This is a genomic window from Melghirimyces algeriensis, assembly GCF_900182565.1.
Lineage (GTDB): Bacteria > Bacillota > Bacilli > Thermoactinomycetales > DSM-45169 > Melghirimyces > Melghirimyces algeriensis.
Window position 1 is genome coordinate 1 of the sequence record NZ_FXTI01000008.1, and the last position, 23,109, is coordinate 23,109.

The 23,109-nt window shown below is 49.1% G+C and carries 40 protein-coding genes; 2 read left to right on the top strand and 38 right to left on the bottom strand.

Going from position 1 to position 23,109, the window contains the following annotated elements:
* Positions 1-349: 349 nt before the first annotated feature.
* Positions 350-766: an OsmC family protein gene (locus tag FN782_RS11585; RefSeq protein ID WP_142505974.1), complete on the bottom strand. Its 417-nt coding sequence runs from the start codon at positions 764-766 to the stop codon at positions 350-352.
* A gap of 17 nt (positions 767-783) precedes the next feature.
* On the bottom strand, positions 784-1,395 hold the full coding sequence (locus FN782_RS11590; RefSeq protein ID WP_185956257.1) for a stage II sporulation protein M: 612 nt from the start codon (positions 1,393-1,395) through the stop codon (positions 784-786).
* 114 nt (positions 1,396-1,509) lie between these two features.
* On the opposite strand from FN782_RS11590, the gene pdaB reads away from it, so the two are divergent.
* Positions 1,510-2,274: a polysaccharide deacetylase family sporulation protein PdaB gene (gene pdaB / locus FN782_RS11595; RefSeq protein ID WP_142505976.1), complete on the top strand. Its 765-nt coding sequence runs from the start codon at positions 1,510-1,512 to the stop codon at positions 2,272-2,274.
* Here pdaB and FN782_RS11600 read toward each other — a convergent pair.
* The gene (locus FN782_RS11600) at positions 2,271-2,876 is read right to left on the bottom strand and encodes a KinB-signaling pathway activation protein (RefSeq protein ID WP_185956258.1); all 606 of its coding nucleotides are present in this window, start codon (positions 2,874-2,876) and stop codon (positions 2,271-2,273) included. The two genes, pdaB and FN782_RS11600, sit on opposite strands and share 4 nt — an antisense overlap.
* Positions 2,877-3,045: 169 nt before the next feature.
* On the opposite strand from FN782_RS11600, the gene gerD reads away from it, so the two are divergent.
* Positions 3,046-3,666 (top strand): spore germination lipoprotein GerD, encoded by a 621-nt coding sequence (gene gerD / locus FN782_RS11605; protein WP_142505978.1) that lies wholly within the window; start codon positions 3,046-3,048, stop codon positions 3,664-3,666.
* 86 nt (positions 3,667-3,752) lie between these two features.
* Here gerD and FN782_RS11610 read toward each other — a convergent pair whose 3' ends face one another.
* The 35 genes from FN782_RS11610 to rpsS form a co-directional block, all read right to left on the bottom strand.
* Positions 3,753-4,865, bottom strand: coding sequence for an Mrp/NBP35 family ATP-binding protein (locus FN782_RS11610; RefSeq protein ID WP_142505979.1), 1,113 nt, complete (start codon positions 4,863-4,865; stop codon positions 3,753-3,755).
* A 52-nt stretch (positions 4,866-4,917) separates the two neighbouring features.
* A complete protein-coding gene (gene cwlD, locus FN782_RS11615) occupies positions 4,918-5,655 on the bottom strand; it encodes an N-acetylmuramoyl-L-alanine amidase CwlD (RefSeq protein ID WP_142505980.1) in 738 nt (245 codons plus the stop codon).
* 60 nt (positions 5,656-5,715) lie between these two features.
* The gene (locus FN782_RS11620; RefSeq protein ID WP_142505981.1) at positions 5,716-6,186 is read right to left on the bottom strand and encodes a hypothetical protein; all 471 of its coding nucleotides are present in this window, start codon (positions 6,184-6,186) and stop codon (positions 5,716-5,718) included.
* Between the two features lie 117 nt (positions 6,187-6,303).
* Complete coding sequence (gene rpsI / locus FN782_RS11625) at positions 6,304-6,696, bottom strand: 30S ribosomal protein S9 (RefSeq protein ID WP_142505982.1); 393 nt, start codon at positions 6,694-6,696, stop codon at positions 6,304-6,306.
* A 19-nt stretch (positions 6,697-6,715) separates the two neighbouring features.
* Positions 6,716-7,153, bottom strand: coding sequence for a 50S ribosomal protein L13 (gene rplM / locus FN782_RS11630; protein ID WP_142505983.1), 438 nt, complete (start codon positions 7,151-7,153; stop codon positions 6,716-6,718).
* Between the two features lie 155 nt (positions 7,154-7,308).
* Complete coding sequence (gene truA, locus FN782_RS11635) at positions 7,309-8,064, bottom strand: tRNA pseudouridine(38-40) synthase TruA (protein WP_142505984.1); 756 nt, start codon at positions 8,062-8,064, stop codon at positions 7,309-7,311.
* Positions 8,065-8,090: 26 nt separating this feature from the next.
* On the bottom strand, positions 8,091-8,900 hold the full coding sequence (locus FN782_RS11640) for an energy-coupling factor transporter transmembrane component T family protein (protein ID WP_281285948.1): 810 nt from the start codon (positions 8,898-8,900) through the stop codon (positions 8,091-8,093).
* On the bottom strand, positions 8,897-9,760 hold the full coding sequence (locus FN782_RS11645) for an energy-coupling factor transporter ATPase (RefSeq protein WP_142505985.1): 864 nt from the start codon (positions 9,758-9,760) through the stop codon (positions 8,897-8,899). Before FN782_RS11645 ends, FN782_RS11640 begins: the two co-directional genes overlap by 4 nt.
* The gene (locus FN782_RS11650; protein WP_425462712.1) at positions 9,736-10,596 is read right to left on the bottom strand and encodes an energy-coupling factor transporter ATPase; all 861 of its coding nucleotides are present in this window, start codon (positions 10,594-10,596) and stop codon (positions 9,736-9,738) included. The genes FN782_RS11645 and FN782_RS11650 overlap by 25 nt, the downstream gene beginning before the upstream one ends.
* 113 nt (positions 10,597-10,709) lie before the next feature.
* Entirely contained in the window at positions 10,710-11,099 is a 390-nt protein-coding gene (gene rplQ / locus FN782_RS11655) for a 50S ribosomal protein L17 (protein ID WP_142505987.1), read from the bottom strand.
* A 32-nt stretch (positions 11,100-11,131) separates the two neighbouring features.
* Positions 11,132-12,076 (bottom strand): DNA-directed RNA polymerase subunit alpha, encoded by a 945-nt coding sequence (locus FN782_RS11660; RefSeq protein ID WP_142505988.1) that lies wholly within the window; start codon positions 12,074-12,076, stop codon positions 11,132-11,134.
* A 191-nt stretch (positions 12,077-12,267) separates the two neighbouring features.
* Complete coding sequence (gene rpsK, locus FN782_RS11665; protein WP_142505989.1) at positions 12,268-12,669, bottom strand: 30S ribosomal protein S11; 402 nt, start codon at positions 12,667-12,669, stop codon at positions 12,268-12,270.
* Positions 12,670-12,690: 21 nt separating this feature from the next.
* On the bottom strand, positions 12,691-13,059 hold the full coding sequence (gene rpsM / locus FN782_RS11670) for a 30S ribosomal protein S13 (protein WP_142505990.1): 369 nt from the start codon (positions 13,057-13,059) through the stop codon (positions 12,691-12,693).
* Between the two features lie 18 nt (positions 13,060-13,077).
* Positions 13,078-13,191, bottom strand: coding sequence for a 50S ribosomal protein L36 (gene rpmJ / locus FN782_RS11675; RefSeq protein WP_142505991.1), 114 nt, complete (start codon positions 13,189-13,191; stop codon positions 13,078-13,080).
* A gap of 81 nt (positions 13,192-13,272) precedes the next feature.
* Positions 13,273-13,491 (bottom strand): translation initiation factor IF-1, encoded by a 219-nt coding sequence (gene infA / locus FN782_RS11680; RefSeq protein ID WP_142505992.1) that lies wholly within the window; start codon positions 13,489-13,491, stop codon positions 13,273-13,275.
* 4 nt (positions 13,492-13,495) lie between these two features.
* Positions 13,496-13,804 (bottom strand): KOW domain-containing RNA-binding protein, encoded by a 309-nt coding sequence (locus FN782_RS11685; protein ID WP_142505993.1) that lies wholly within the window; start codon positions 13,802-13,804, stop codon positions 13,496-13,498.
* A gap of 14 nt (positions 13,805-13,818) precedes the next feature.
* Positions 13,819-14,565 (bottom strand): type I methionyl aminopeptidase, encoded by a 747-nt coding sequence (map, locus tag FN782_RS11690; RefSeq protein WP_142505994.1) that lies wholly within the window; start codon positions 14,563-14,565, stop codon positions 13,819-13,821.
* Positions 14,562-15,215, bottom strand: coding sequence for an adenylate kinase (locus FN782_RS11695; protein WP_142505995.1), 654 nt, complete (start codon positions 15,213-15,215; stop codon positions 14,562-14,564). The genes map and FN782_RS11695 overlap by 4 nt, the downstream gene beginning before the upstream one ends.
* A gap of 117 nt (positions 15,216-15,332) precedes the next feature.
* The gene (secY, locus tag FN782_RS11700) at positions 15,333-16,649 is read right to left on the bottom strand and encodes a preprotein translocase subunit SecY (RefSeq protein ID WP_142505996.1); all 1,317 of its coding nucleotides are present in this window, start codon (positions 16,647-16,649) and stop codon (positions 15,333-15,335) included.
* Complete coding sequence (rplO, locus tag FN782_RS11705; protein ID WP_142505997.1) at positions 16,649-17,089, bottom strand: 50S ribosomal protein L15; 441 nt, start codon at positions 17,087-17,089, stop codon at positions 16,649-16,651. The genes secY and rplO overlap by 1 nt, the downstream gene beginning before the upstream one ends.
* A 45-nt stretch (positions 17,090-17,134) precedes the next feature.
* Entirely contained in the window at positions 17,135-17,323 is a 189-nt protein-coding gene (gene rpmD / locus FN782_RS11710; RefSeq protein WP_142505998.1) for a 50S ribosomal protein L30, read from the bottom strand.
* A 12-nt stretch (positions 17,324-17,335) separates the two neighbouring features.
* Positions 17,336-17,836: a 30S ribosomal protein S5 gene (rpsE, locus tag FN782_RS11715; RefSeq protein WP_142505999.1), complete on the bottom strand. Its 501-nt coding sequence runs from the start codon at positions 17,834-17,836 to the stop codon at positions 17,336-17,338.
* A 17-nt stretch (positions 17,837-17,853) separates the two neighbouring features.
* Positions 17,854-18,222, bottom strand: a complete 369-nt coding sequence (gene rplR, locus FN782_RS11720; RefSeq protein WP_142506000.1) for a 50S ribosomal protein L18 — start codon at positions 18,220-18,222, stop codon at positions 17,854-17,856.
* A gap of 27 nt (positions 18,223-18,249) precedes the next feature.
* Positions 18,250-18,786, bottom strand: coding sequence for a 50S ribosomal protein L6 (gene rplF / locus FN782_RS11725; RefSeq protein WP_142506001.1), 537 nt, complete (start codon positions 18,784-18,786; stop codon positions 18,250-18,252).
* A 29-nt stretch (positions 18,787-18,815) separates the two neighbouring features.
* A complete protein-coding gene (gene rpsH, locus FN782_RS11730) occupies positions 18,816-19,214 on the bottom strand; it encodes a 30S ribosomal protein S8 (RefSeq protein WP_142506002.1) in 399 nt (132 codons plus the stop codon).
* Positions 19,215-19,238: 24 nt separating this feature from the next.
* Positions 19,239-19,424 carry a type Z 30S ribosomal protein S14 gene (locus FN782_RS11735; RefSeq protein WP_142506003.1) on the bottom strand — a complete coding sequence of 62 codons (186 nt, stop codon included), beginning with the start codon at positions 19,422-19,424 and terminating at the stop codon, positions 19,239-19,241.
* 47 nt (positions 19,425-19,471) lie between these two features.
* Complete coding sequence (rplE, locus tag FN782_RS11740; RefSeq protein WP_142506004.1) at positions 19,472-20,026, bottom strand: 50S ribosomal protein L5; 555 nt, start codon at positions 20,024-20,026, stop codon at positions 19,472-19,474.
* Between the two features lie 20 nt (positions 20,027-20,046).
* Positions 20,047-20,421, bottom strand: coding sequence for a 50S ribosomal protein L24 (rplX, locus tag FN782_RS11745; protein ID WP_221930183.1), 375 nt, complete (start codon positions 20,419-20,421; stop codon positions 20,047-20,049).
* A 43-nt stretch (positions 20,422-20,464) separates the two neighbouring features.
* A complete protein-coding gene (gene rplN / locus FN782_RS11750; protein WP_142506005.1) occupies positions 20,465-20,833 on the bottom strand; it encodes a 50S ribosomal protein L14 in 369 nt (122 codons plus the stop codon).
* Positions 20,834-20,868: 35 nt separating this feature from the next.
* Entirely contained in the window at positions 20,869-21,135 is a 267-nt protein-coding gene (rpsQ, locus tag FN782_RS11755; protein ID WP_142506006.1) for a 30S ribosomal protein S17, read from the bottom strand.
* Entirely contained in the window at positions 21,132-21,344 is a 213-nt protein-coding gene (gene rpmC, locus FN782_RS11760; RefSeq protein ID WP_142506007.1) for a 50S ribosomal protein L29, read from the bottom strand. Before rpmC ends, rpsQ begins: the two co-directional genes overlap by 4 nt.
* Positions 21,334-21,765 carry a 50S ribosomal protein L16 gene (rplP, locus tag FN782_RS11765; RefSeq protein ID WP_142506008.1) on the bottom strand — a complete coding sequence of 144 codons (432 nt, stop codon included), beginning with the start codon at positions 21,763-21,765 and terminating at the stop codon, positions 21,334-21,336. Before rplP ends, rpmC begins: the two co-directional genes overlap by 11 nt.
* Before the next feature lie 2 nt (positions 21,766-21,767).
* Positions 21,768-22,427, bottom strand: coding sequence for a 30S ribosomal protein S3 (rpsC, locus tag FN782_RS11770; protein WP_142506009.1), 660 nt, complete (start codon positions 22,425-22,427; stop codon positions 21,768-21,770).
* A gap of 13 nt (positions 22,428-22,440) precedes the next feature.
* Entirely contained in the window at positions 22,441-22,782 is a 342-nt protein-coding gene (gene rplV, locus FN782_RS11775; protein WP_142506010.1) for a 50S ribosomal protein L22, read from the bottom strand.
* Between the two features lie 41 nt (positions 22,783-22,823).
* Entirely contained in the window at positions 22,824-23,105 is a 282-nt protein-coding gene (gene rpsS, locus FN782_RS11780; protein WP_142506011.1) for a 30S ribosomal protein S19, read from the bottom strand.
* Between the last annotated feature and the right edge of the window lie 4 nt (positions 23,106-23,109).

Consider the following 23,109-nt stretch of genomic DNA (forward strand, 5'->3'; position numbering starts at 1 on the left):
GGGGCTACATTTCGAGCTTGAAACGCTCAAATGAATCGACAGGTCGTTCATTCGCTCTTCAGTTTTCAAGGAACGCTTTTTCGCTGTCTGTCGCATGTTTCCGCGACTGCCACTCGTTCGTAGCGACAAAATCTATCTTATCATCCTCAGTTGATCTTGTCAACAACTTTTTTATTTCTTTTGTTGCCGCTCAGACTGTTGATCCTCATCTCGCGGCGACAGGTAATAATATATCATGGCTTTCTCATTTGGTCAACACCTTTTTAAATTTTTTTCTTCCAATAAAGAGCAGGATTCATTCCCTTCCTGGATCTAAAATCGGTCCGGACTCTGTCCGAACCGATTGATTTTACTCATACCGGGTTCCATTAATCTCAAAACTAGTTGTAATGTTTGCATTTAACGACTGGGAAACCGAACAATACTTGTCCCGTGAAAGTTCCACTGCTCTTCTAACTTTGTCCTCTGGCAAATCTCCATCCAACCGGTAATGAATATGTACCTGAGTAAACCGACGTGGATGTTCCTCTGCCCGCTCTCCGGAGACTTCCATATCAAAACCTTCCACTTTTAAGCGCATTTTCTCCAGAATGCTGACGATATCAATCCCAGAGCAGGCTCCAGCAGCGGACAACAGAAGCTCTGTCGGCCGGGGGCCTTGGTCCTCTCCGCCAGCCTCTTCACAAGCATCCAGGTTTATTTCATGCCCGGAAGGTGTAGAAGCCTGAAATTGCATCTTCCCTTTCCACTGCAATGTCGTTTTCATATGATCCCCTCCATATATCAGCTGAAATAAACAATTAATGAGGACTCAATAAAAGCAGCTACCGTTAGCATAACTGCAACTCCGATAACCAATGAAGGAACCCGCTCCAGGTAAGCTTTCCAAGCTGATTGATTTCGCTTCCTGATAACGGCTGATCCCAAACCAGCCAATGTTCCCATGGACAAAATCCCTAGTCGGATTCCGAGAGCAGCTGCAAAGATCAGGGCCGGCAACTCCAAAATGCCATGGGGAAGAATTTGTGTCACAAACAATGTTACTGGGCTTGAACCGGTCTGTTCAGAGGAAATCCCAATCACCACCCCCAGCAGTAACCCATTAAACGCTAACCCAATAACAGGGTAGACACCAAAGAATAAACCCAACCCGATCATGCTGGCCGTTGCCAATAAATTATTGGAAAGAATCACTTGAAAAACATTGAGAAGCCCAGGATCTTGTTTGATATCCTCCACTTTCTGTTGAAATTGCTCCCACACTCCTGCTTGTTTCAAGGATTCATTGATCGGGTCGCTGGCAACAAAACCAACAATGGAAAAGAGGATAAAAATCAGGGTTGCAATGAGAATCACTTTCTTTTCAAAACGAATGGCTTGCATAAAACGCCTCAAGAACATCTCTCCCTTTCGATCATACGCATTCCATTCATAACCCTCGTCCACCGGAATACATTAGTATGGGACAGGTGCCAAACCTTCCATACCAAAGCGGTCGGAGGTGAAGAGATGCGTTTTTTCTGGGTTTTATCCGGAAAAAAGATAAGACAGGCCTTGATCATCATGGTGGCGCTGTTTTTTGCTGCAGGGATTTTTTATGCCGAACAGCAAAACATTCAAGTTTTTATGCCTCTTGATTCGGGTCCTGAAGCGGTATACAGTGTGGACACGGATAAAAAGCAACTTGCACTGACTTTCGATATCAGTTGGGGCGAAGAAAGAACAGGACCCATTCTGGACGTCTTGGAACAGAAAGGGGTGAAAAAAGCAACATTTTTCCTTTCTTCCCCTTGGGCAGAAGCCCATCCGGATACCGTGAAACGGATTGCAGATATGGGTTATGAGATCGGCAGTCATGGTCATCGCCATGTCAATTACAGCACACTTAATGAGGATCAGATTCGCAAAGAGATTCGTAAATCGCACCAAATTTTAAGCAAGCTGACCAAAACCGAACCCAATTTGATCCGGTATCCAAATGGTGATTTTGACAAACGGGTACTCAAAATCGCAGATAAATTGGGTTATACCTCCATCCAGTGGGATACCGACTCCCGCGATTGGATGAATCCCGGAAAAGAAAAAATTATCAACCGGGTTGTCAACCTGTCACATCCCGGTGATATCATTTTGATGCATGCCAGCGACTCCAGCAAGCAACTTCATGAAGCGCTCCCAGTAATCATCGACAAATTGAAGAAAAAGGGATACACGTTTGTCACTGTCTCTGAGCTGATTGCAGGTTCGCAAGTCGAGCTGAATCCTGTAGATTAAGAGCCAGGCTTCGATGTCTGGCTTCTTTGCTTACTTTTTTCCGATATTGGAGCGACTAAACGATGAAGTTGCATCACTTGCCATGTATTGCAAACCAAAAGGGTCAACACCATTTGCATAATAATCGGAAGCGATTCTTGATCCAACGAAGGAATGGCTTCCAATACGGTTGTAGAGACCATAAAAAATAGTGCAGGGATAAAAGCCATGGAATGTGTCGCTTTCACCTTGAACCAGGCCACAATCAACCCAACAACAAGGATGGTTGCTGGAAGAATCCACGGACCCAATCCATTAAAACCACTTTTTCCGCTGGAAACTCCAAATGTCCGCCACAAAATGGCAAGTGTCAAAAACAATTGAATCGCTTGATACACATAAGGGTTTCGAATAAACCCTTTCGCCACCATATTAAAAATAAGGTAGCAAAAAAAGCCCATCTGAGCCACCGCTCCATACATGATCCCCGCCCACAACTGGCTGATCATATCTAGCCCCACGGAACCGACAATTCCTCCTACTAAAAAGCCGACGAGGGGAGCTGTCACGGTTCCCAAAACCAATGTAGTCCAAAACAGAAAAAACATCCTTCGAATCGTCATTGACTCAGCCTCTCCTTCAATCAGTCCCTGACAACTTCCTTCAGGCCACTTCATTCTATTATACCGATGCTGCTACCCAATTTAAAACCATCCCATACAACTTCGGCATAAATCATCCAATCCCTGACCATATTATAAGATGAAGAACCAAAAGAAGGGCGGCCTTTATATGTCAATACAACGGAGGTTACTTACCAACCTGGCCTTATCACTGATTCTTCTCATTACAGCCTCCTGCAGTCCAAACAATAAACAGGAAAACCAAAAACCGGAATATAACGAGATGAAACAGATGGTAATGGACGTTTTACACACAAAAGATGGGAAGAAAGCCCTGCAAGAAGTGATGAAAGACCCGGAATTTAAGAAGGAGATCGTGATCTCCGATAGTGATATAGAAAAGTCGATTACCCAAGCCATGCAAGATCCCAAGATGCAAAAACAGCTTGAAAAGCTGTTTGAAAAACCAAAAGTTGCATCCAGCTTTGCCAAAGCCACCAAAAAAGAACATAAAAAGTTGATCAAACAGTTAATGAAAGACCCGGAATATCAGAAGATGATGCTGGATATTTTAAAGGACCCGGAATTTAGCAAGCAATTGAACCAAGTGATAAAGGGGCAAAAAAGCCGCAAAGAGATTCAAAAAGTCATGGAAGAGGCACTGGAGAGCCCCACCTTTAAGGAAAAATTTAGCAAACTGCTCGAAGAAGCTGTGAAAAAAAGCGAGAAGGAAAAAAAGAAAAAAGGGCAACAAGGAGGTTCAGGTGAAGGGGAGCAATCCTCCAGCTGAAGATACATGATCAACATCGGATTCGTATCCGGTGTTTTTTTCTATAAAAAAACCGGTGAATCATTCACCGGTAATAAAAAATAGAATCAAATTTTTTGAATCACTTGTTGAGCGAGATCACGATAGAGCTTGCCTATTGAGGTATCTTCTTGATAGACGGACGGAGAGAAATCCGGGTCGTCAGGATGTCCTACATCCGGTTGGCCAAGGGGAATTTGCACCAAAAGTTGCGTATTCAGTTCCTCGGCCAACTTTTGTCCACCGTCACGCCCAAAAACAAATTCCTTATTGCCGCAGGAACCGCATTGATAGTAGGCCATATTTTCAACCACACCCAACACCTGGTGCTCCGTATGTATAGCCATTGCTCCTGCACGCGCTGCTACAAAAGCGGCGGTGGCATGAGGAGTGGTAACCAGAAGCTCTTTGCTCTGAGGGATCATTTGATGGACATCGAGCGCCACATCCCCTGTACCCGGAGGGAGATCGAGAATCATTACATCCAGCGGACCCCACTGCACTTCATGGAAAAAATTGCGGAGCATTTTCCCCAGCATCGGACCACGCCATATCACCGGAGCATTCTCTTCCACAAAAAAGCCCATGGAAATCACTTTCACACCAAAACGCTCCACTGGATAAATTGTATTGTCCACGACCTCAGGACGCACTTCAATTCCCATCATATCCGGAACACTGAAGCCATATATATCGGCGTCGATCAAGCCGACCCGTTTTCCTTCCCTCGCTAAAGCCACAGCCAGATTCACTGCAACGGTTGATTTTCCGACCCCTCCTTTGCCACTGGCAATGGAGATAAATTCAGTTTTGGAGTCTTTGGAAAGTAAGGGAGGGGGGGAGACTTCCTGCTGAATGGAAGGGTTCCCTTTTGCCCGTTTGGCTTTCACTTTTTCCTGATGCTCTTTACGAACCCTTTCTGCAAGAGCCGCTTGTTCTTTTGAAGTGAGCACTTCAAATTCGATTTGTACTTCGGAAGCTCCCGCCTCCTTCAATGCCTGGTGTACACTCTCCTTTAAACGGTCTTGGTGTGGTGAGTCCTCAGATATCAGCATAATGGTAAGTTGAACCCGATCCCCAAAGATTCGGATGTTTCGTGCCAAATTCAGTTTCACGAGGTCGTTTTTTAATTCCGGCTCTTCCACTTTTCGAAGAGCCTCTAATATTTTCTCCACGTTCATAACAGTCCACACCTCAGCAATATAGCGGATTTCTTCACCGATTATAACACATTTAGTTTTTTCCTTTCTCTTTCCCTTGTCCGGTAAAGTATCGAATGATGCCATGATAGATCGAAGCAGCCATCTTTTTCTGATAGGACGGTTCTGCCAGCATACGTGCCTCTTCTGGATGGGATAGAAAACCTACTTCCACCAAAGCAGAAGGGATAGGGGAACTTTTCAATATGTATACTTCTCCACTGTGACGGGCTTTTCGGTCTGTATTTTCCAAGTTGCGGATCAGTTCACTCTGAATGCTCTTCGCCAACTGCTGATTCTGCTCCATCGTTGGATAATAAAACGTTTGTGCACCGGACCACCGCGGCGAAGGGATCGCATTTAAATGTATACTGATAAACGCATCCGCCTTGCTTTTTTTCACAATATCCACCCTGCGCATTAAATCCTGAGCCTTTCGCCGACTGGTCCCCTGATCTGCCAAATCATGATCCTGTTCACGAGTCATAATTACTAATGCGCCGGACTCTTGCAGATAGTCCCTTAATAAAAGAGCGATGGTTAGTGCGATATCTTTTTCCAGGATGCCATCTTTACTTCTGGCACCACCATCCTGTCCGCCGTGTCCGGGATCCAAAACAATCACCTGACCTGACAGGGGCATGCTCCATGTATTGCGACTGAAACCGGGCAAACCTCCAGCGACTGCCCCCCAGAGAATGACCGTCGCCAGGCCTAAAACCCCTACAAGAAGCCCATACCGTCCCTGGAACCACCTTTTTATGGTTGCCATCCTTTTTCCTCCTGCCTGTACAACATTGTTTTGATTCATTATATGGGACGAGACTGTCAGTTATGTTTTATGAAGCCCCTGTTTGCGAAGGCGAATTCCATAATCCACTCCCTCCAAAAACCACTTGGAAGTCACTTCTTCAAAAAAGTACATCATGGATTGAATGGTCCATTCATCCAACTGCCGAAATAAATGAAGGTCTTCCACAATTCTTCCGATCAACCGGCTCCCTTCAAATCCAAAAACCCGTTCACACCATTGTTTGCGTTCTGCCTCAGGACGTTCGGGAGGACATTCCGCTTCCCCTTTTCGACTGGCTTCCATCCCGTATACATAAGCTTCAAATGCTATTCGATAAATGGCCTCATCTACGACAAACCGTTGTCGGGATGAGAGGATTTGCAATGAAGGGTCCAGTATATGGTCAATGATTTGCGAAAGCTTGTTCCATGGGAAACTGAACAAGGCATCTTGTCTCAGCTTTTCCACACGATTTAAACGCCATGCTTCCAACCAAACGACTTTACCCACTTCGAAATCGTCCTCCCTCCCGCTTAAAGTATTTATAGTGTTGCCGGAGGGTGCAAGGGTTACTACGGTTAAATTAGGCATTAAAAAACCCCGCAAACATGCGGGGAAACGGGTCTCTTACCGTTTGGAGAATTGAGGCGCACGACGCGCTTTTTTAAGTCCGTATTTTTTCCGTTCTTTCATCCGTGGGTCCCGAGTCAAAAAGCCGGCTTTTTTCAGTGCCGGACGAAGATCCGGGTCCACTTTCAGAAGTGCACGGGCGATTCCATGGCGAATGGCACCTGCTTGCCCGGTAAACCCGCCACCGTTGACATTGACCAAAACATCATAGCGATTGACGGTCTCAGTCAAAACCAGGGGCTGTTTTACAATCGCCTTTAATGTCTCCAAGCCAAAATAGCTATCCATATCCCGGCCGTTGATCACAATACGACCATCTCCGGGTACAAGACGTACACGGGCAACAGACTCTTTGCGACGACCTGTTCCGTAAAATTGAACTTGTGCCAAGGTACTTTCCCTCCTTTACTTATCGGCGTACTTCCCACTCTTGGGGTTGTTGTGCTTGATGCGGATGTTCTGAACCAGCGTATACTTTCAGCTTTTTCAGCTGCTTACGACCCAGAATGTTCTTCGGCAGCATTCCTCTGACGGCCAATTCAATCATGCGTTGCGGATTTTTTTCACGCAACTCACCGGCCGTAATCGACTTAATACCACCTGGATAACCGCTGTGGCGATAGTATACTTTTTTCGCCGGTTTTTTCCCTGTGAGATGTACTTTGGAAGCATTGATGACAACGACAAAGTCACCCGTGTCTACATGGGGAGTATATTCAGGCTTGTGTTTACCACGGAGCAAGGTGGCCACTTCAGTGGCCAGTCGGCCCAAGGGCAGATCCGTTGCATCAACCACATACCATTTCCGTTCCACTTGGTTCGGTTTGGCCATAAATGTGGTTCGCATAATTTTTTCCCTCCTTATGTCAAAAACAATCATTCTGTATTTCTTATGGGCATTGCCGGATGCGTTTTCTCACTTGTACTGCGCCGAACATTGTTTTCCACCGGGGCAAGATGGAAAAATACCAACGACCATACTACACCAACCACGGTTAGAAGTCAAGATATGAACCACGGAGTATATCCCACTTCCATCATCGTAAGACCCTCCGGAGGAAATGTTTTTCCAGCAGCGGATCGATCTTTGGCTGAAAGTATGCCCGGAAGGTCTCCTGGAGCGGTTTTCCCAACTCCAATATCCACCAATGTTCCAGCGATGATCCTCACCATATGATAGAGAAACCCGCTTCCCACCACTTCAATCATTACAATACGAGAGTCCTTCTCCCGCACCTCACAGTGATACAAGGTGCGCACCCGATCTTTTACCTGGGCTTTGGCTGCCGATAGTGAAGTAAAATCATGGGTACCCAGCAGGTGGCGTGCAGCTGTATTCATCCGGGCACAATCGAGCCGATGAGGGTAGTGGGTACGATATCTTCGTTGAAACAGATCAGGGAGTTTTCCTGTATCCAGTGTATAGCGGTATCGCTTCCAACAGGCACTCTTTCGTGAGTGAAAACCGGTAGATACCTCTTCCGCTTTTGTCACCAGCAAATCACAGGGAAGCGTATGATGAAGTACACGCACCCAACGATCGATCGGAATCGGGCAGGATGTATCAAAATGAATCACTTGTCCCAAAGCATGCACACCGGAATCGGTTCGACCGGCACCGGTGATTTGAACATCGTTCCCGGTCAAACGTGTCAATACGTCCTCCAATACTCCCTGAACCGTTCGTTTTCCGGGCTGGCGTTGAAAACCGGCAAATTCTGTTCCATCGTATGCCACGGTCATTTTCAATCGTTTCATGAATCCATTTCCCCTCTCCCGGAATGTCATGATGGGCTACGAAGCCATAGGAGAGCCACTACAAGACATCCTAAAACGATAAGGAGGAAGACGTCCAACTTTCGATATTGAAGCGTTCGGATGCGAGTTCTTCCTTCTCCTCCCCGATATCCACGAGCCTCCATAGCCAAAGCCAATTCTTCAGCTCTACGAAAAGAGGAAATAAATAGCGGAATCAGTACTGGAATATAGCTTTGGGCCCGTTTCAGAAGGCCTCCGCGTGTAAAGTCAGCCCCCCGTGCCCGTTGCGCCTTCATAATTTTATCCATTTCCTCCCATAACGTAGGGATAAAGCGAAGCGAGATGGACATCATGAGGGCGTACTCGTGAACAGGCACCTGAAACCTGGACAAAGGGGACAACAGTCGCTCCAAACCGTCCGTCAGGTCAATTGGGGAGGTGGTCAGGGTTAATAGAGTTCCCATCAACACGAGAATGAGAAAACGAAGTGAAATCCATATTGCCTGAATCACTCCCTCTTCATAAATGGTGATGGGCCCCCATTGCAGCAAAACATTTCCCCCACGTGTCAACCATAAATGAAGCACCGCTGTCAAGGAAATCAGGTACAGAATCGGCTTCAAACCTCTGATGATGATGGAAAGGGAAATACCGGACAGTTGAACTCCCAGCACAGTCATCCCCAACAGCAAACCATAACTTGCAGCATTATTGGCCAAGAATACGATCATCATAAAGATAAAGATAAAGACCAGCTTGGATCTGGGGTCCATACGATGAAGGGGCGAATCTCCAGGAATGTATTGTCCCAGAACAGGATGCGTCAAACTGCTCAACAGGAATCCCCCTTCCAGCGAGCAACAATCTCTTTTTCCAAGTCTTCTAACGTTAGCACATCGTTTGCAAGGGGTGGGTTGAGCCGTTCATTCAATCGAGTCGCCAGTTGAACCGCTTCAGGAACTTCCAGACCCCATTGGGCCAGTTTCTGCTCCCCTGTTGCAAACACGGATGCCGGCGACCCTTCCAGCACTTTTTTTCCACGGTTTAATACAAACAGTTGATCGGCATACCGAGCCGCCTCTTCCATGCTGTGAGAGACCAATATCACCGTGATTCGACGCTTCTGATGCAAATCCCGAATCCGGTTCAACAATTCCCGCTGACCAACCGGGTCCAGTCCCGCTGTCGGCTCATCCAATACCAGAATATCCGGCTCCATCGCCAATACCCCAGCCACGGCCACCCGTCGCATCTGTCCTCCACTCAAATGAAAGGGGGAGCGGGATGCCAGCTTTTCAGACAGACCCACCCACTCCATCGCATGTCTGACACGCTCTTTCACCTTACTTGGAGACAAGCCCAGGTTGGTTGGACCAAAAGCAATATCCTTGGCCACCGTTTCCTCAAACAGCTGATGTTCCGGATATTGAAAGACCACTCCCACTCGACCGCGAAGCTCAGAGAAATCCTTGGTTTCCGGTCCGATCTCCCAGTCCCCGACCCGAATGCGACCACTTGTAGGAACAATCAGACCGGAAATCAATTGGATAAGGGTGGATTTTCCGGAACCCGTTGCCCCGATCATGGCGGCAAACGTTCCGGAGTCAATCTTCAGTTCTATATTGGAAAGGGCGGTATGTTCAAAAGGAGTTCCAGCATTATAGACATGGGTCACGTTCTGGACATCAATCTCCATAATTCCTCCACCAGCTCTTCCATCCCGGTGATCTCTTGCCGAACAGGCAATCCTCTCTTCAGCAGGCGGTTTTTCAGCTCCACAAACAACGGGGTCTCCAAAGACCATTGGGCCCAGTCTTCCGGTTGACGGAACAGCTCCTTGGATGGTTGATCCCTTTCAACCCTGCCATTCGCGACAATCACTACGCGTTCAGCATGAAGGGCTTCCCGTATGGAGTGGGTAATGTGGATGACGGTAATACCACTTTGATGGAGGTCTTTCATTGCCTTTAATACCTCATCCCGGCCAATGGGGTCCAGCATGGATGTCGCCTCGTCAAATACAATTACATCCGGTCGCATCGCAATCACCCCAGCAATGGCAAGTCGCTGTTTCTGTCCCCCGGAAAGGTGATGAGGAAACGATTTCTCCATCCCTTTTAACCCGACTTGGTTGAGTACCTCTTCTACCCGTTTTACCATTTCTTCAGGAGGGACACCCAAATTTTCCAGTCCAAAGGCGACATCATCCTTTACGGTGGTTCCTACAATCTGGTTATCCGGATTTTGAAAAACCATCCCCACTATTCTGCGGATCAGGAACAGGTTTTCTTCTTGGCGAGTGTCCAGGCCCTGAATTTCAACCCTTCCCTCGACTGGAAGCAAAAGAGCGTTTAACATTTTGGCCAGGGTGGATTTACCAGACCCATTGGGACCCATGATCGCAAGATATTCTCCCTTGTTCACAGCAAGATTTACCTCACGTACAGCCCAATGGGAGTGATCTACCTCCTGGAGAGAATCATATCGATAACCTGCGTCAGTGATCTGTATGATTGGTTCCAACCCATCCACCTCAAATGATTGCCACTGTTTTCGGCAAGTAAGCACCATTTCTCTTTATAAAGAAAAAGGGCAGATTTCAGGACCGATAAGTCCTGCCCTCTCCCTTTGAACCCAAGAAGTGATTACTTCACCAGTTCCACGTATACCATTTCCGTTGCATCTCCCCGGCGAGGCCCAATCTTGATAATCCGGGTATAGCCACCATTGCGCTCCTCATACCGAGGACCCACTTCATCAAACAGCTTCTTCACCGCATCAACCGTTTCGTGGTTGGCTTTTTCCCCTTCCCGCTCGGTTCGGGAACGGTTGGTACGTACAAAGGAAGCTGCCTGACGACGGGCATGAAGATCTCCCCGTTTTGCCAGGGTAATCATTTTTTCAGCAACGGGCTGGACTTCTTTGGCTCTTGCAGCAGTTGTTTCGATCCGTTCGTGAATGATCAAGTCAGACACGAGGTCCCGAAGCAGGGCTTTCCGTGCTGCCGTATTGCGACCCAGTTTGGAATGTGCCATGGATTTCCCCTCCCTCGTCTACAAATTGACCATCAGTCTTCGCTACGCAGTGAGAGCCCCAGCTCGGCGAGCTTCTCCTGCACTTCTTCCAGCGATTTACGTCCCAGGTTTCGAACCTTCATCATATCCTCTTCCGATTTTTGTGTCAGCTCCTGAACCGTGTTAATCCCGGCTCTCTTCAGACAGTTATAGGAGCGAACCGACAGATCCAGCTCTTCAATCGTCATTTCCATAACTTTTTCTTTTTTGTCTTCTTCTTTTTCTACCATGATCTCGGTCTCTTTGGCTTCTTCTGTAAGACCGACAAAGAGCATGAGATGTTCTGTCAGGATTTTGGCACCAAGGCTGACGGATTCGTCAGGATGAAGGCTTCCGTCTGTCCAGACTTCAAGTGTCAACTTGTCAAAGTTGGTTACCTGACCCACCCGGGTGTTTTCTACCTGATAGTTTACTCGTTCAATGGGAGTGTAAAGCGAATCGATCGGGATCACCCCGATGGTCTGCTCCTCCCGTTTATTCCGTTCGGCGGGTACATATCCCCGCCCGCGGTTGGCGGTCATCCGCATATGCAGACGTCCATCATCAGCAAGCGTGGCGATATGAAGGTCCGGGTTGAGAATCTCCACATCGGAGTCTGCCCGAATATCACCAGCTTTGACTTCACCGCCACCTTCTACATCAATCTCCAACACTTTTTCTTCATCAGAGTGAATTTTTAGAGCCAAGTGTTTAATCTTGAGAATAATCTCCGTGACATCCTCAACCACACCAGGAATCGTGGAAAACTCGTGGAGAACCCCATCAATCTGAATGGAGGTCGCTGCCGCACCGGGAAGTGACGACAAGAGAATACGCCGGAGCGAGTTACCAAGCGTTGTGCCGTAACCACGTTCCAAGGGTTCCACGACAAATTTTCCGTATTTGCCGTCTTCACTAATCTCCACGGTTTCAATTTTCGGCTTCTCGATTTCAATCATACGGTTATGAAACCCTCCTTAAGAACGTCGCGTTCCGGGTGACATTTGTCCAATCATGGTGAATATCTATGCATGGCCCCGGTGAAAAGGATCGCGGGCTTACGATCAAGTCAGATTTGTCCAGTACCATTATACACATAGTTCTCCCAGTATAAACCAATGCCTAACCCGGAATCAACCCGCGTCACGCATCAGACACGGCGACGCTTCGGCGGGCGGCACCCATTATGGGGAATGGGGGTGACGTCTTTGATCAGGTTGACTTCCAACCCAGCCGCCTGGAGGGAACGGATTGCCGCTTCGCGGCCCGCACCCGGCCCTTTCACCATTACTTCAACCGTCTTCAAACCATGTTCCATCGCCTGTTTGGCAGTCGCTTCCGCAGCCATTTGAGCAGCAAAAGGTGTGCTCTTACGGGAACCCTTAAATCCCAAGGTACCGGCACTGGCCCAGGAAATCGTGTTTCCCTGCCTGTCAGTAATGGTGACAATGGTATTGTTAAAGGTTGAACGGATATGAACGACACCCGACTCAATATTTTTCCGAGCACGACGCTTGACGCGCTGGTTTGTTGTCCGTTTCTTTGCAGCCATTCTTTTCCCTCCTTACTTTCCTTATTTTTTCTTGTTGGCAACTGTTCGACGAGGTCCTTTGCGAGTACGGGCATTCGTTTTGCTCCGTTGACCACGTACCGGGAGGCCACGACGATGACGAATCCCGCGGTAGGAGCCGATCTCGATCAGACGCTTAATATTTAAAGCGACATCACGACGCAGGTCTCCTTCCACCATCAGGTTTTTGTCGATGTAACTGCGCAACTTCGTAACCTCATCTTCAGTCAGGTCACGAACCCGGGTATCAGGGTTGATTTGCGTTTCCTTCAAGATCTTTTGTGAAAGAGAACGACCGACTCCATAGATATAGGTCAGCGCCACTTCCACCCGTTTGTCACGGGGAAGGTCAATACCCGAAATACGAGCCAATGTACAGCACCTCCTGTCTTATCCTTGTTTTTGCTTATGCTTAGGGTTTTCGCAAATAACCATGATGGTTCCTTTGCGGCGAATCACTTTACATTTTTCGCAGATCGGTTTCACCGAAGGACGCACTTTCATCTCGTTTCCCTCCTGTTCCCACTCGGTGTCTTTTTTCTCCAGTCAAATTTTGCGACATCCGAGCGGACCTCTGGACCGTTCTTACTTGTAACGGTAGGTAATACGGCCACGGGTCAAGTCATACGGGGAGAGCTGGACCGTCACTCGGTCGCCCGGCAGAATCCGGATAAAATGCATGCGAATCTTGCCGGATACATGAGCAAGGACTTTGTGACCATTATCCAATTCCACTCGGAACATCGCATTGGGCAAAGGATCAATCACTTTCCCTTCCACTTCGATCACATCTTCTTTGGCCATTGACTCACTCTCCTTTTTTCTGCTCCTGGCGGAGCAGGTATTGGTTCAGGGCGTAGCGGATTTTGGCATTGCTGACCCGTCCTTCCGCTTCCAAGGACTGTGCCACATTCCGGGCGATGTAATTAGTGGGCTGGATATGCTTTATATTCTTCTTCTTTGCCTGCCCAACCTTCCGCTTATCTCCGTCTACCAACAGGACGAAGCAGGGCTCCACAACATCAATCACAATGGCATACCTACCCGCCTCACGACCCCTGAGTACGCGAACCACCTGTCCTGGTCGGGGCCGTCGTTCGGCTTCCGTCACATCCATCACCCTTCACCTTTTTACGCTGTGGTCAATATTTCATAGCCGTCTTCTGTGATCGCGATGGTGTGTTCAAAGTGGGCACACAAGGACCCGTCCTGTGTCACAACGGTCCAGTTATCCGCCAGCGTTCGCACAAAACGTTTCCCCGCATTCACCATCGGTTCAACGGCCAAGGTCATTCCCGGTTTTAGGCGCGGACCTTTTCCCGGTGGCCCAAAGTTGGGAATGCTGGGTTCTTCGTGAAGGTTCTCTCCCACTCCGTGTCCCACATATTCCCGAACAATGGAGAAACCAGCCTGCTCAGCACAGGTCTGAACGGCGTGGGATATATCCCCGATCCGGTTTCCGGGTTTTGCTTCAGCCAAGCCCTTAAACAGTGATTCCTCCGTCACTTCCAAAAGGCAGGAAGCCTCCTCCGATATCTCACCCACTGGATAGGTCCAGGCAGAGTCGCCATGATAACCCTCCAAACAGGCTCCGATATCGATACTAATGATATCCCCATCCTGAAGCGTACGCTCTCCGGGGATGCCGTGAACCAGCTCTTCATTCACCGAAGTGCAAATGCTGCCTTTAAAACCATTATAGCCCTTAAAGGAAGGGGTCGCTCCGTTTTTGCGGATAAACTCTTCCGCCAACCGGTCCAGTTCCCTTGTGGTAACCCCCGGTTGAATCGCACTTTTCAACAGTTGATGGGTTTCATAGACAAGACGTCCGGCCTCACGCATATACTGGATTTCCCTGGATGATTTCAAAATAATCATCGGTCTGTACCCCTGAGCAGTGAAAGAATGGATTCACTCACCTGTTCAATGGATTGCTCTCCATCAATCCTGCGGAGATTCTTTCTCTCTTGATAGTAATCCACAAGCTCCTGGGTTTTTCCCAAGTTCACTTCCAGCCGTTTGGCTACGGTCTCTTCCTTGTCATCATCCCGCTGATAGAGAGAACCGCCACAGCGGTCACAAACCCCTTCTTCCTTCGACGGGTCAAACACCACATGGTATGTGGCACCACAATTGGTGCAAATGCGGCGGCCGGTCAATCGTTTCAGAAGTTCGCTCTCTCCCACTTCAATATATAATACGTGGTCAAGAGACTTCCCCAGTTCTCTCAATGTTTCATCCAGAGCCTCCGCTTGAGGGACGGTTCTTGGAAATCCGTCCAGCAAAAAGCCCTCAGCACAATCATCTTTGCCCAACCGCTCCCGAACAATACCGATTGTCACACGATCCGGGACCAGCTGCCCTTCATCCATATACTTCTTTGCTTCCATACCGAGGGGTGTTCCCTCTTTAACCGCCTGTCGGAACATATCTCCCGTGGAGATGTGCGGAATGTGGAGTGCCTCAGTAATCCGGTCGGCTTGAGTACCCTTTCCGGCACCGGGCAGTCCCATCAGCACAATATTCAAGCCTTTTCCCTCCCGGTGGTTCGCGAGCTATCAGCCAGCGGTTCTTTTCTCCCGCGAACCGCTCTTGATAAAGGGTTCGGTGTAAGGATGATCCCCGGAATGTTCCGGGGTCTCGTTTTACTTAATAAACCCTTTGTAATGTCGCTTAATCAGTTGGCTCTCAATATTCTTCATGGTTTCCAGCGCAACCCCGACGACGATCAACAGAGAAGTCCCACCGATTTGCACGCTCTGCGGAAGGTCTGCAACCGTTGTGAAGAAAACCGGCAGAATGGATACCGCCGCCAAGAAGAGCGCACCGGCCAACGTAATCCGGTTCATGATCTTCGTCAGGTAGATGGTTGTATTTTTACCGGGTCGAATACCGGGAACATACCCACCGTTTTTCTTCATCTGGTCTGCCATCTGTACTGGGTTAATCTGCACAAACGTGTAGAAGTAGGTAAACCCGATAATCAGAAAGACATAGACCACCATGCCGAATGGTTGCGTATAGGTGAAGTTGGTAATGATCCAGTCTGCCACAGCATTTCCCTGCCAAAAGCTTGCGATGGTTGGTGGAAATATCAACAATGACATGGCGAAAATGACAGGAATCACCCCAGCTGCATTCACCTTCATCGGAATATGGGTGGACTGTCCACCAAACATCTTACGTCCTACAACACGCTTGGCGTATTGCACCGGAATCTTGCGGATTCCCTGTTGGATAAAGATCACCCCGGCCACAATCAGAAGCAGGACCACCAGGATGATGACAATCTTCACAATGCTGAGGAAGATCTGTTCTCCAGCTCCAGCAAACTCCGATTCATAGATCTGTTGTACTGCTGGCGGAATTCCTGCAATAATCCCGGCAAAGATCAGAATGGAGATCCCATTGCCGATCCCTTTATCCGTGATCTGTTCACCTAACCACATCAAAAACGCGGTTCCGGCCGTCAAGGTGAGAGCGACCAAAGCATAAGTAGCAAAACTGGGATTGTTGATAAAATCCATCCCCATGCTGCCACCCATCCGGTCAAATCCGATGGTCAGACCAATCGACTGAATCAACCCCAAGATAATCGTCCCATAACGGGTTACCTTGGCCAGTTTCCGCCGCCCCACCTCACCTTCTTTAGCCCATTGGGCAAACTTGGGGATCACATCCATCGTCAAGAGTTGCACAATAATGGATGCTGTAATATAGGGCATAATCCCCATGGCAAAGATGGAAAAGTTGAGGAAGGCACCGCCGGAAAAGGTGTTGATCAAGCCGAATACACCACCGCCACCCGCCGTATTTTCAGCAAATGCTTTTAAAGCATCACTGTTGGTGTTGGGGACGGGGATGTAGCTGCCAATCCGGAAAACCACCAGCATGGCCAGAGTGAAGAGAATCTTGCGCCGTAAATCCTCCACTTTTAAAATATTGCTCACGGTTTGAAACATCAGAGCACCTCCGTCGTGCCTCCTGCATTCGCGATTTTTTCCGACGCACTCTTAGAGAACTTGTGAGCCTTCACTGTCAATTTCACTTTCAGTTCCCCATTGCCCAGGACTTTCAAACCGTCTTTCAGATTTTTTACCACACCGGCTTCTTTCAGAAGTTCAGGTGTCACCACAGCGCCTTCTTCAAACCGGTTCAAGGTATCCATGTTTACAACTGCATACTCTTTACGGTTGGGGTTGGTAAAACCTCGTTTCGGCAAACGCCGGTAGATGGGGTTTTGCCCCCCTTCAAAACCAGGGCGTACACCGCCGCCGGAACGAGCTTTTTGTCCCTTGTGGCCACGCCCGGCCGTTTTCCCTTGTCCCGCTGCAATTCCTCGACCCACACGTTTACGTTCTTTGCGAGAGCCAGCGGACGGTTTCAGTTCGTGAAGTTTCACCCTTTACACCTCCTCTTTCGTCTCTTGTGGATAGCAAGAGGATTCTCAGTCCTGTACTTCCTTCACTTCTACCAAATGCTTCACCTTATTGATCATCCCGCGAATGGCGGGTGAATCATTTTGGATCACGGTCTGTTCCCGTTTTTTGAGCCCCAGGGTACGAAGGGTGACCCGTTGGGGTTCGGAACGGCCGATCATGCTCCGTTTGAGGGTGATAGCCAGTTTGTTTGCCATGGTCATCCCTCCTTATGATCCCAGTAACTCTTCAACCGATTTGCCGCGCAATTTGGCCACATCTTCCGGCCGTTTCATATTTTGAATTCCGTTAAGGGTTGCGCGAACCATATTAATCGGATTGTTTGAGCCAGTAGATTTGGTCAGAATGTCACCGACACCGGCTACTGTCAATACATCACGAACAGCACCGCCTGCAATGACACCAGTACCTTTGGACGCCGGTTTCATCAAAACGCGTCCGGCACCGTAGCGCCCAATGATATCATGAGGAATGGTGGTTCCCGCAAGTGGTACACGGATCATGTTTTTCTTGGCCACTTCTACGCCTTTGCGGATCGCTTCAGGCACCTCGGTCGCTTTACCGATCCCTGCGCCCACTTTGCCTTTTCCGTCGCCGACAACCACCAGGGCACTGAAGCTAAAGCGCCGACCGCCTTTAACCACTTTGGAGACGCGATTAATGCTGACGACTTTTTCAATCATATCGTCTTTGCCCTGATCGTTCTTCATCGTTCTACCTCCCTTGCTCAAAAGTTGAGACCTCCTTCGCGGGCTCCTTCAGCCAAAGCTTTGATCCGACCGTGATACAAATAGCCGCCCCGATCAAAGACTACTTTTTGGATCCCTTTTTCATTCGCCCGTTTGGCGATCAATTCACCCACTTTGCGGGCTGCTTCCACATTGCCGCCATAAATGCCCAACTCTTTGAGCTCGTTGTCCAGGGTGGAAGCCGATACCAAGGTATGACCGTTGAGATCGTCGATTACCTGGACATACATGTTTTTAGAAGAGCGGAAGACATTCAGACGGGGACGTTCCGGAGTGCCCACAATCTTTTTCCGCACCCGAAAATGACGCCGTTTCCGGCTTTTGTTCCGGTCTGCCTTCTGAATCATGCCGCGATCACTCCTTTCCTGTCAGCGTTACTTGCTGGCTTTTCCTTCCTTACGACGAATTCTCTCATCGGCGTACTTAATCCCTTTCCCCTTGTAGGGCTCCGGTTCACGTACCGCACGAATATTGGCCGCCTGGGCACCAACAAGCTCTTTGTCAATCCCTTTCACAACGATTTGTGTCTGGGATGGTACATCCAGCTCAATCCCATCCAGGGGTGTTACTTCCACCGGGTGGGAATAGCCAACGTTCATCACAACTTTGTTGCCTTTCTTCTGAGCCCGGTAACCGACACCAACCAGTTCCAGCGTTTTGCTGTATCCATTGCTGACCCCTTCAATCATGTTGGCCAACAAACTGCGCATGGTGCCATGCAGTGCCTTATGTCTGCGATAGTCACTCGGACGCTCGACGATCACTTGATTGTCTTCCATTTTGACAGTGATCTCCGGATGCAATGTACGGGTCAACGTTCCTTTCGGTCCTTTCACACTGACTTCCGTACCGTTCAATTTCACTTCCACCCCATTGGGGATGGCAATCGGCTTTCGACCGACACGGGACATCACGTTCACCTCCATCCGTATCCGATTTGTTACCAGATGTATGCCAGAACTTCGCCGCCCACTTTGGCTTTCCGGGCTTGCTGGTCGGTCATGACTCCGTTAGAAGTCGACACAATAGCGATGCCCAGTCCGCGAAGAACGCGAGGAATCTCATCACTCTTGGCATAAACGCGCAAACCGGGTTTGCTGATCCGTTTCAGACCTGTAATGACCCGTTCTCTATTGGGTCCATACTTCAAAAAGATCCGGATAATCCCCTGTTTGTTATCTTCAATATACTCCGCATCACGGATAAACCCTTCTCGTTTCAGAATCTCCGCGATCTCCCGTTTCAACTTGGATGCGGGAACCTCCAGGCTCTCATGACGAACCAGGTTCGCGTTACGAATCCGGGTCAGCATGTCAGCAATCGGGTCTGTCATAACCATGCTTTATCCCTCCTTCCACTTCGATTACCAGCTCGCTTTTTTGATACCAGGAATCTGCCCTTTATAGGCCAATTCACGGAAACAGATCCGGCACAGACGAAACTTCCGAATCACGGAGTGCGGACGACCACAACGCTCACAGCGAGTATACCGACGCACCTTAAATTTTGGTTTGCGTTTCGCCTTGGCGATCATCGATTTTTTGGCCAACGGGTTCCCTCCTTTGCATTTAAATTGTGATTTACATTGACCGTCTGTTACTTACGAAAGGGCATCCCCATCTGTGTCAAGAGTTCACGCGCCTCTTCGTCAGTATCGGCAGTCGTGACGATCACGATGTCCATCCCACGCACGCGATCCACCTTGTCATATTCAATCTCCGGGAATACCAATTGCTCTTTCAAGCCGAGCGTGTAGTTTCCACGACCGTCAAAAGCTTTCGGTGAAATCCCGCGGAAGTCACGCACACGGGGCAAGGCCACATTGATCAATTTATCGAGAAACTCATACATCCGCTCACCACGGAGCGTCACTTTCGCCCCGATGGGCATTCCTTCCCGCAGTTTAAATCCAGCAATGGACTTTTTGGCACGGGTCACCACCGGTTTTTGACCTGAAATCAAGGTAAGGTCTTCAACGGCTCCATCCAGCACCTTTGAATTTTGAACTGCTTCGCCAACGCCCATGTTGATGACCACTTTTTCAATCTTGGGCACTTGCATGGGGGAGCGATATTCAAACCGTTTCATCAGCGCTGGACCAATCTCTTTCTGATACCGTTCTTTCAAGCGAGGTACTGCCACGATTTCCATCCTCCTTTCCGGCCATGAAATCAGTCAATCATTTCACCGGACTTTTTGGCATAGCGAACTTTTTTCGCACTGCCGTCTTTTCCTTCAACAAACTTGTAACCTACACGTGTAGGCTCTTTTGTCTTTGGATCTTCCAACATCAGGTTGGAGATATGAACCGGTGCTTCCTGCTCGATAATGCCTCCCTGAGGATTGTCCTGTGAGGGGCGTACATGCTTTTTCACCATGTTAACACCCTCCACCAGGGCCCGTTGTTCAGCCGGAAACACCTTTAGAACACGCCCTTTGGTGAGAATCCTCTTTCCGTTCTTATCTTGGGTTGGGGCGTCTTTCCCGCGCATCACGATTACTGTGTCACCTTTTTTGATATGCAGCTTGTTCGGACGCTTGGCCATATTGGCACCTCCTTTACCCGGCGCTCCGAAATGTTTTGGAAAATCAAAGCACTTCCGGAGCCAGCGATATAATTTTCATAAATTCGCGTTCCCTGAGTTCCCGCGCCACGGGCCCAAATATCCGGGTTCCCCGCGGACTTTTATCATCTCGTACCACCACAGCGGCATTTTCATCAAACCGGATATAGGAACCATCCGGACGGCGGGTTGAGCGCTTGGCACGAACCACCACGCACTTCACAACATCACCCTTCTTGACAACACCACCGGGCGTAGCCTGTTTTACCGTGGCAACGATAATGTCGCCGATTCCAGCCGATTTGCGCTTGGAACCACCCAGCACTTTAATGCACATCAGTTCTTTTGCTCCGGAGTTATCCGCAGCACGCAGACGGGTTTGCGGCTGAATCATCGGTACCCCTCCTTCCGCCAGTCAGGTTATAGACCTTAAAGGATCACGGACTCCTCTACAACTTCCACCAGACGCCACCGTTTATCCTTGGACAGCGGCCGGGTTTCCATGATCTTTACGACATCACCTTTTTTGGCTTTGTTTTCTTCGTCGTGAGCCTTGAATTTTTTACTGTATTTTACACGCTTGCCGTACAGAGGACTTTTCTTGTAAGTCTCCACCGCAACGACGATCGTTTTGTCCATCTTGTCGCTGACAACCTTACCCACGCGAACCTTGCGACGGTTGCGTTCTTCGCTCATGCCTGTTTCCTCCTTTCAATCCCGAGTTCGCGCTCACGCATCACCGTTTTGCAACGAGCGATGTCTTTGCGAACCTGACGGATCCGGGCCGTATTGTCCAACTGCCCGGTCGCAGCTTGGAACCGGAGGTTGAACAGCTCTTCTTTCAGCGAAGCCAGCTTCTGTTCGATCTCGGCGGTGGTCATTTCAAACAGGTCCTTAGCTTTCATCCGTACCACCCGCTTCATCTCGGATTACAAATTTCGTTTTGATCGGAAGTTTGTTCGCAGCAAGGCGCATGGCTTCACGAGCCACATCTTCCGGTACACCCGCCAGTTCGAACATGATTTTGCCCGGTTTTACAACAGCTACCCACTTTTCAGGGGAACCTTTCCCGCTACCCATCCGAACTTCCAACGGCTTTTGGGTAATCGGTTTATCCGGGAAAATTTTAATCCATACTTTACCGCCACGTTTGATATAACGCGTCATCGCAATCCGGGCTGCTTCGATCTGCCGGTTTGTGATCCAGCTGGGTTCCAAAGCCTGCAGACCGTAATCGCCGAAAGTGACTTCCGTTCCACCTTTGGCGCGACCCTTCATCCGACCGCGATGCACTCTACGAAACTTGGTGCGCTTCGGCATTAACATCGTTACTTGCCTCCTTCCGCATCTCCCTTTTTCTTGGACGGGAGCACCTCACCGCGGTAGATCCACACCTTCACTCCAATTCGTCCATAGGTAGTGTGGGCTTCCGCAGTTCCATAGTCAATGTCTGCACGCAATGTGTGAAGTGGAACCGTTCCTTCGTTGTAGCCTTCTGTTCGGGCGATATCTGCTCCGCCCAGACGACCGCTCACCTGCGTCCGCACCCCTTTGGCACCTGCCCGGAGTGTCCGTTGGATCGTCTGTTTCATGGCCCGGCGGAAAGAAATGCGACGCTCCAACTGCTGAGCAATATTTTCCGCCACCAAGTTAGCATCCAGTTCGGGGGTTTTAATTTCATTAATGTTAATGTGTACTTTCTTGCCGGTCAGTTTGTTCAACTCTTTACGCAGAGCTTCCACCTCGGAGCCGCCTTTCCCAATGACCATACCCGGTTTCGCGGTGTTGATGGTCATATTGACGCGATTGGCTGCCCGCTCAATCTCCACACTGGAGACGGCTGCGTCACTCATACGCTTCGCCAGATATTCGCGGATCTTGATATCTTCGTGCAACATGTCAGCGTAATCTTTGTCGCCGTACCACTTGGACTCCCAATCACGAATGACGCCCACACGAAGACCCACGGGGTTTACTTTTTGACCCAAACTCTATCCCTCCTTATTTTTCAGATACAACCACAGTAATGTGGCTGGTGCGCTTGTTAATCCGGCTGGCGCGACCCATGGCGCGGGGACGGAACCGTTTCATGGTTGGACCTTCATCCACCGTCGCTTTCTCCACCACCAGGTTTTCCGGATCTAGCTGTTGATTGTGTTCCGCGTTCGCAATGGCAGAACGGAGCACTTTTTCGATGATCGGCGACGCAGCGCGAGGGGTGAACCGCAAAATAGACAAGGCTTCACCCACGGATTTTCCGCGGATCAAATCAATGACCAAACGCGCCTTGCGGGGCGCAATCCGCACATATCGCGCAACGGCTTTAGCTTTTGTCGCTTCCATCACCTGACCTCCTCTCTGGCTGACGTGTCAACATCCGTCAATTACCGCTTCCGTGTCTTTTTATCGTCACCAGCATGCCCTTTAAATGTCCGGGTGGAAACAAATTCCCCCAATTTATGGCCAACCATGTCTTCCGTGACATAAACCGGTACGTGCTTGCGACCATCATGCACCGCAATCGTATGACCCACGAACTCCGGGAAAATTGTAGAACGGCGAGACCAGGTTTTGATCACCTTCTTGTCTCCCTTGTCATTCGCTTCCCGCACTTTTTTCAGCAAGTGGTCGTCGGCAAAAGGTCCCTTCTTCAGGCTACGACCCATTCAT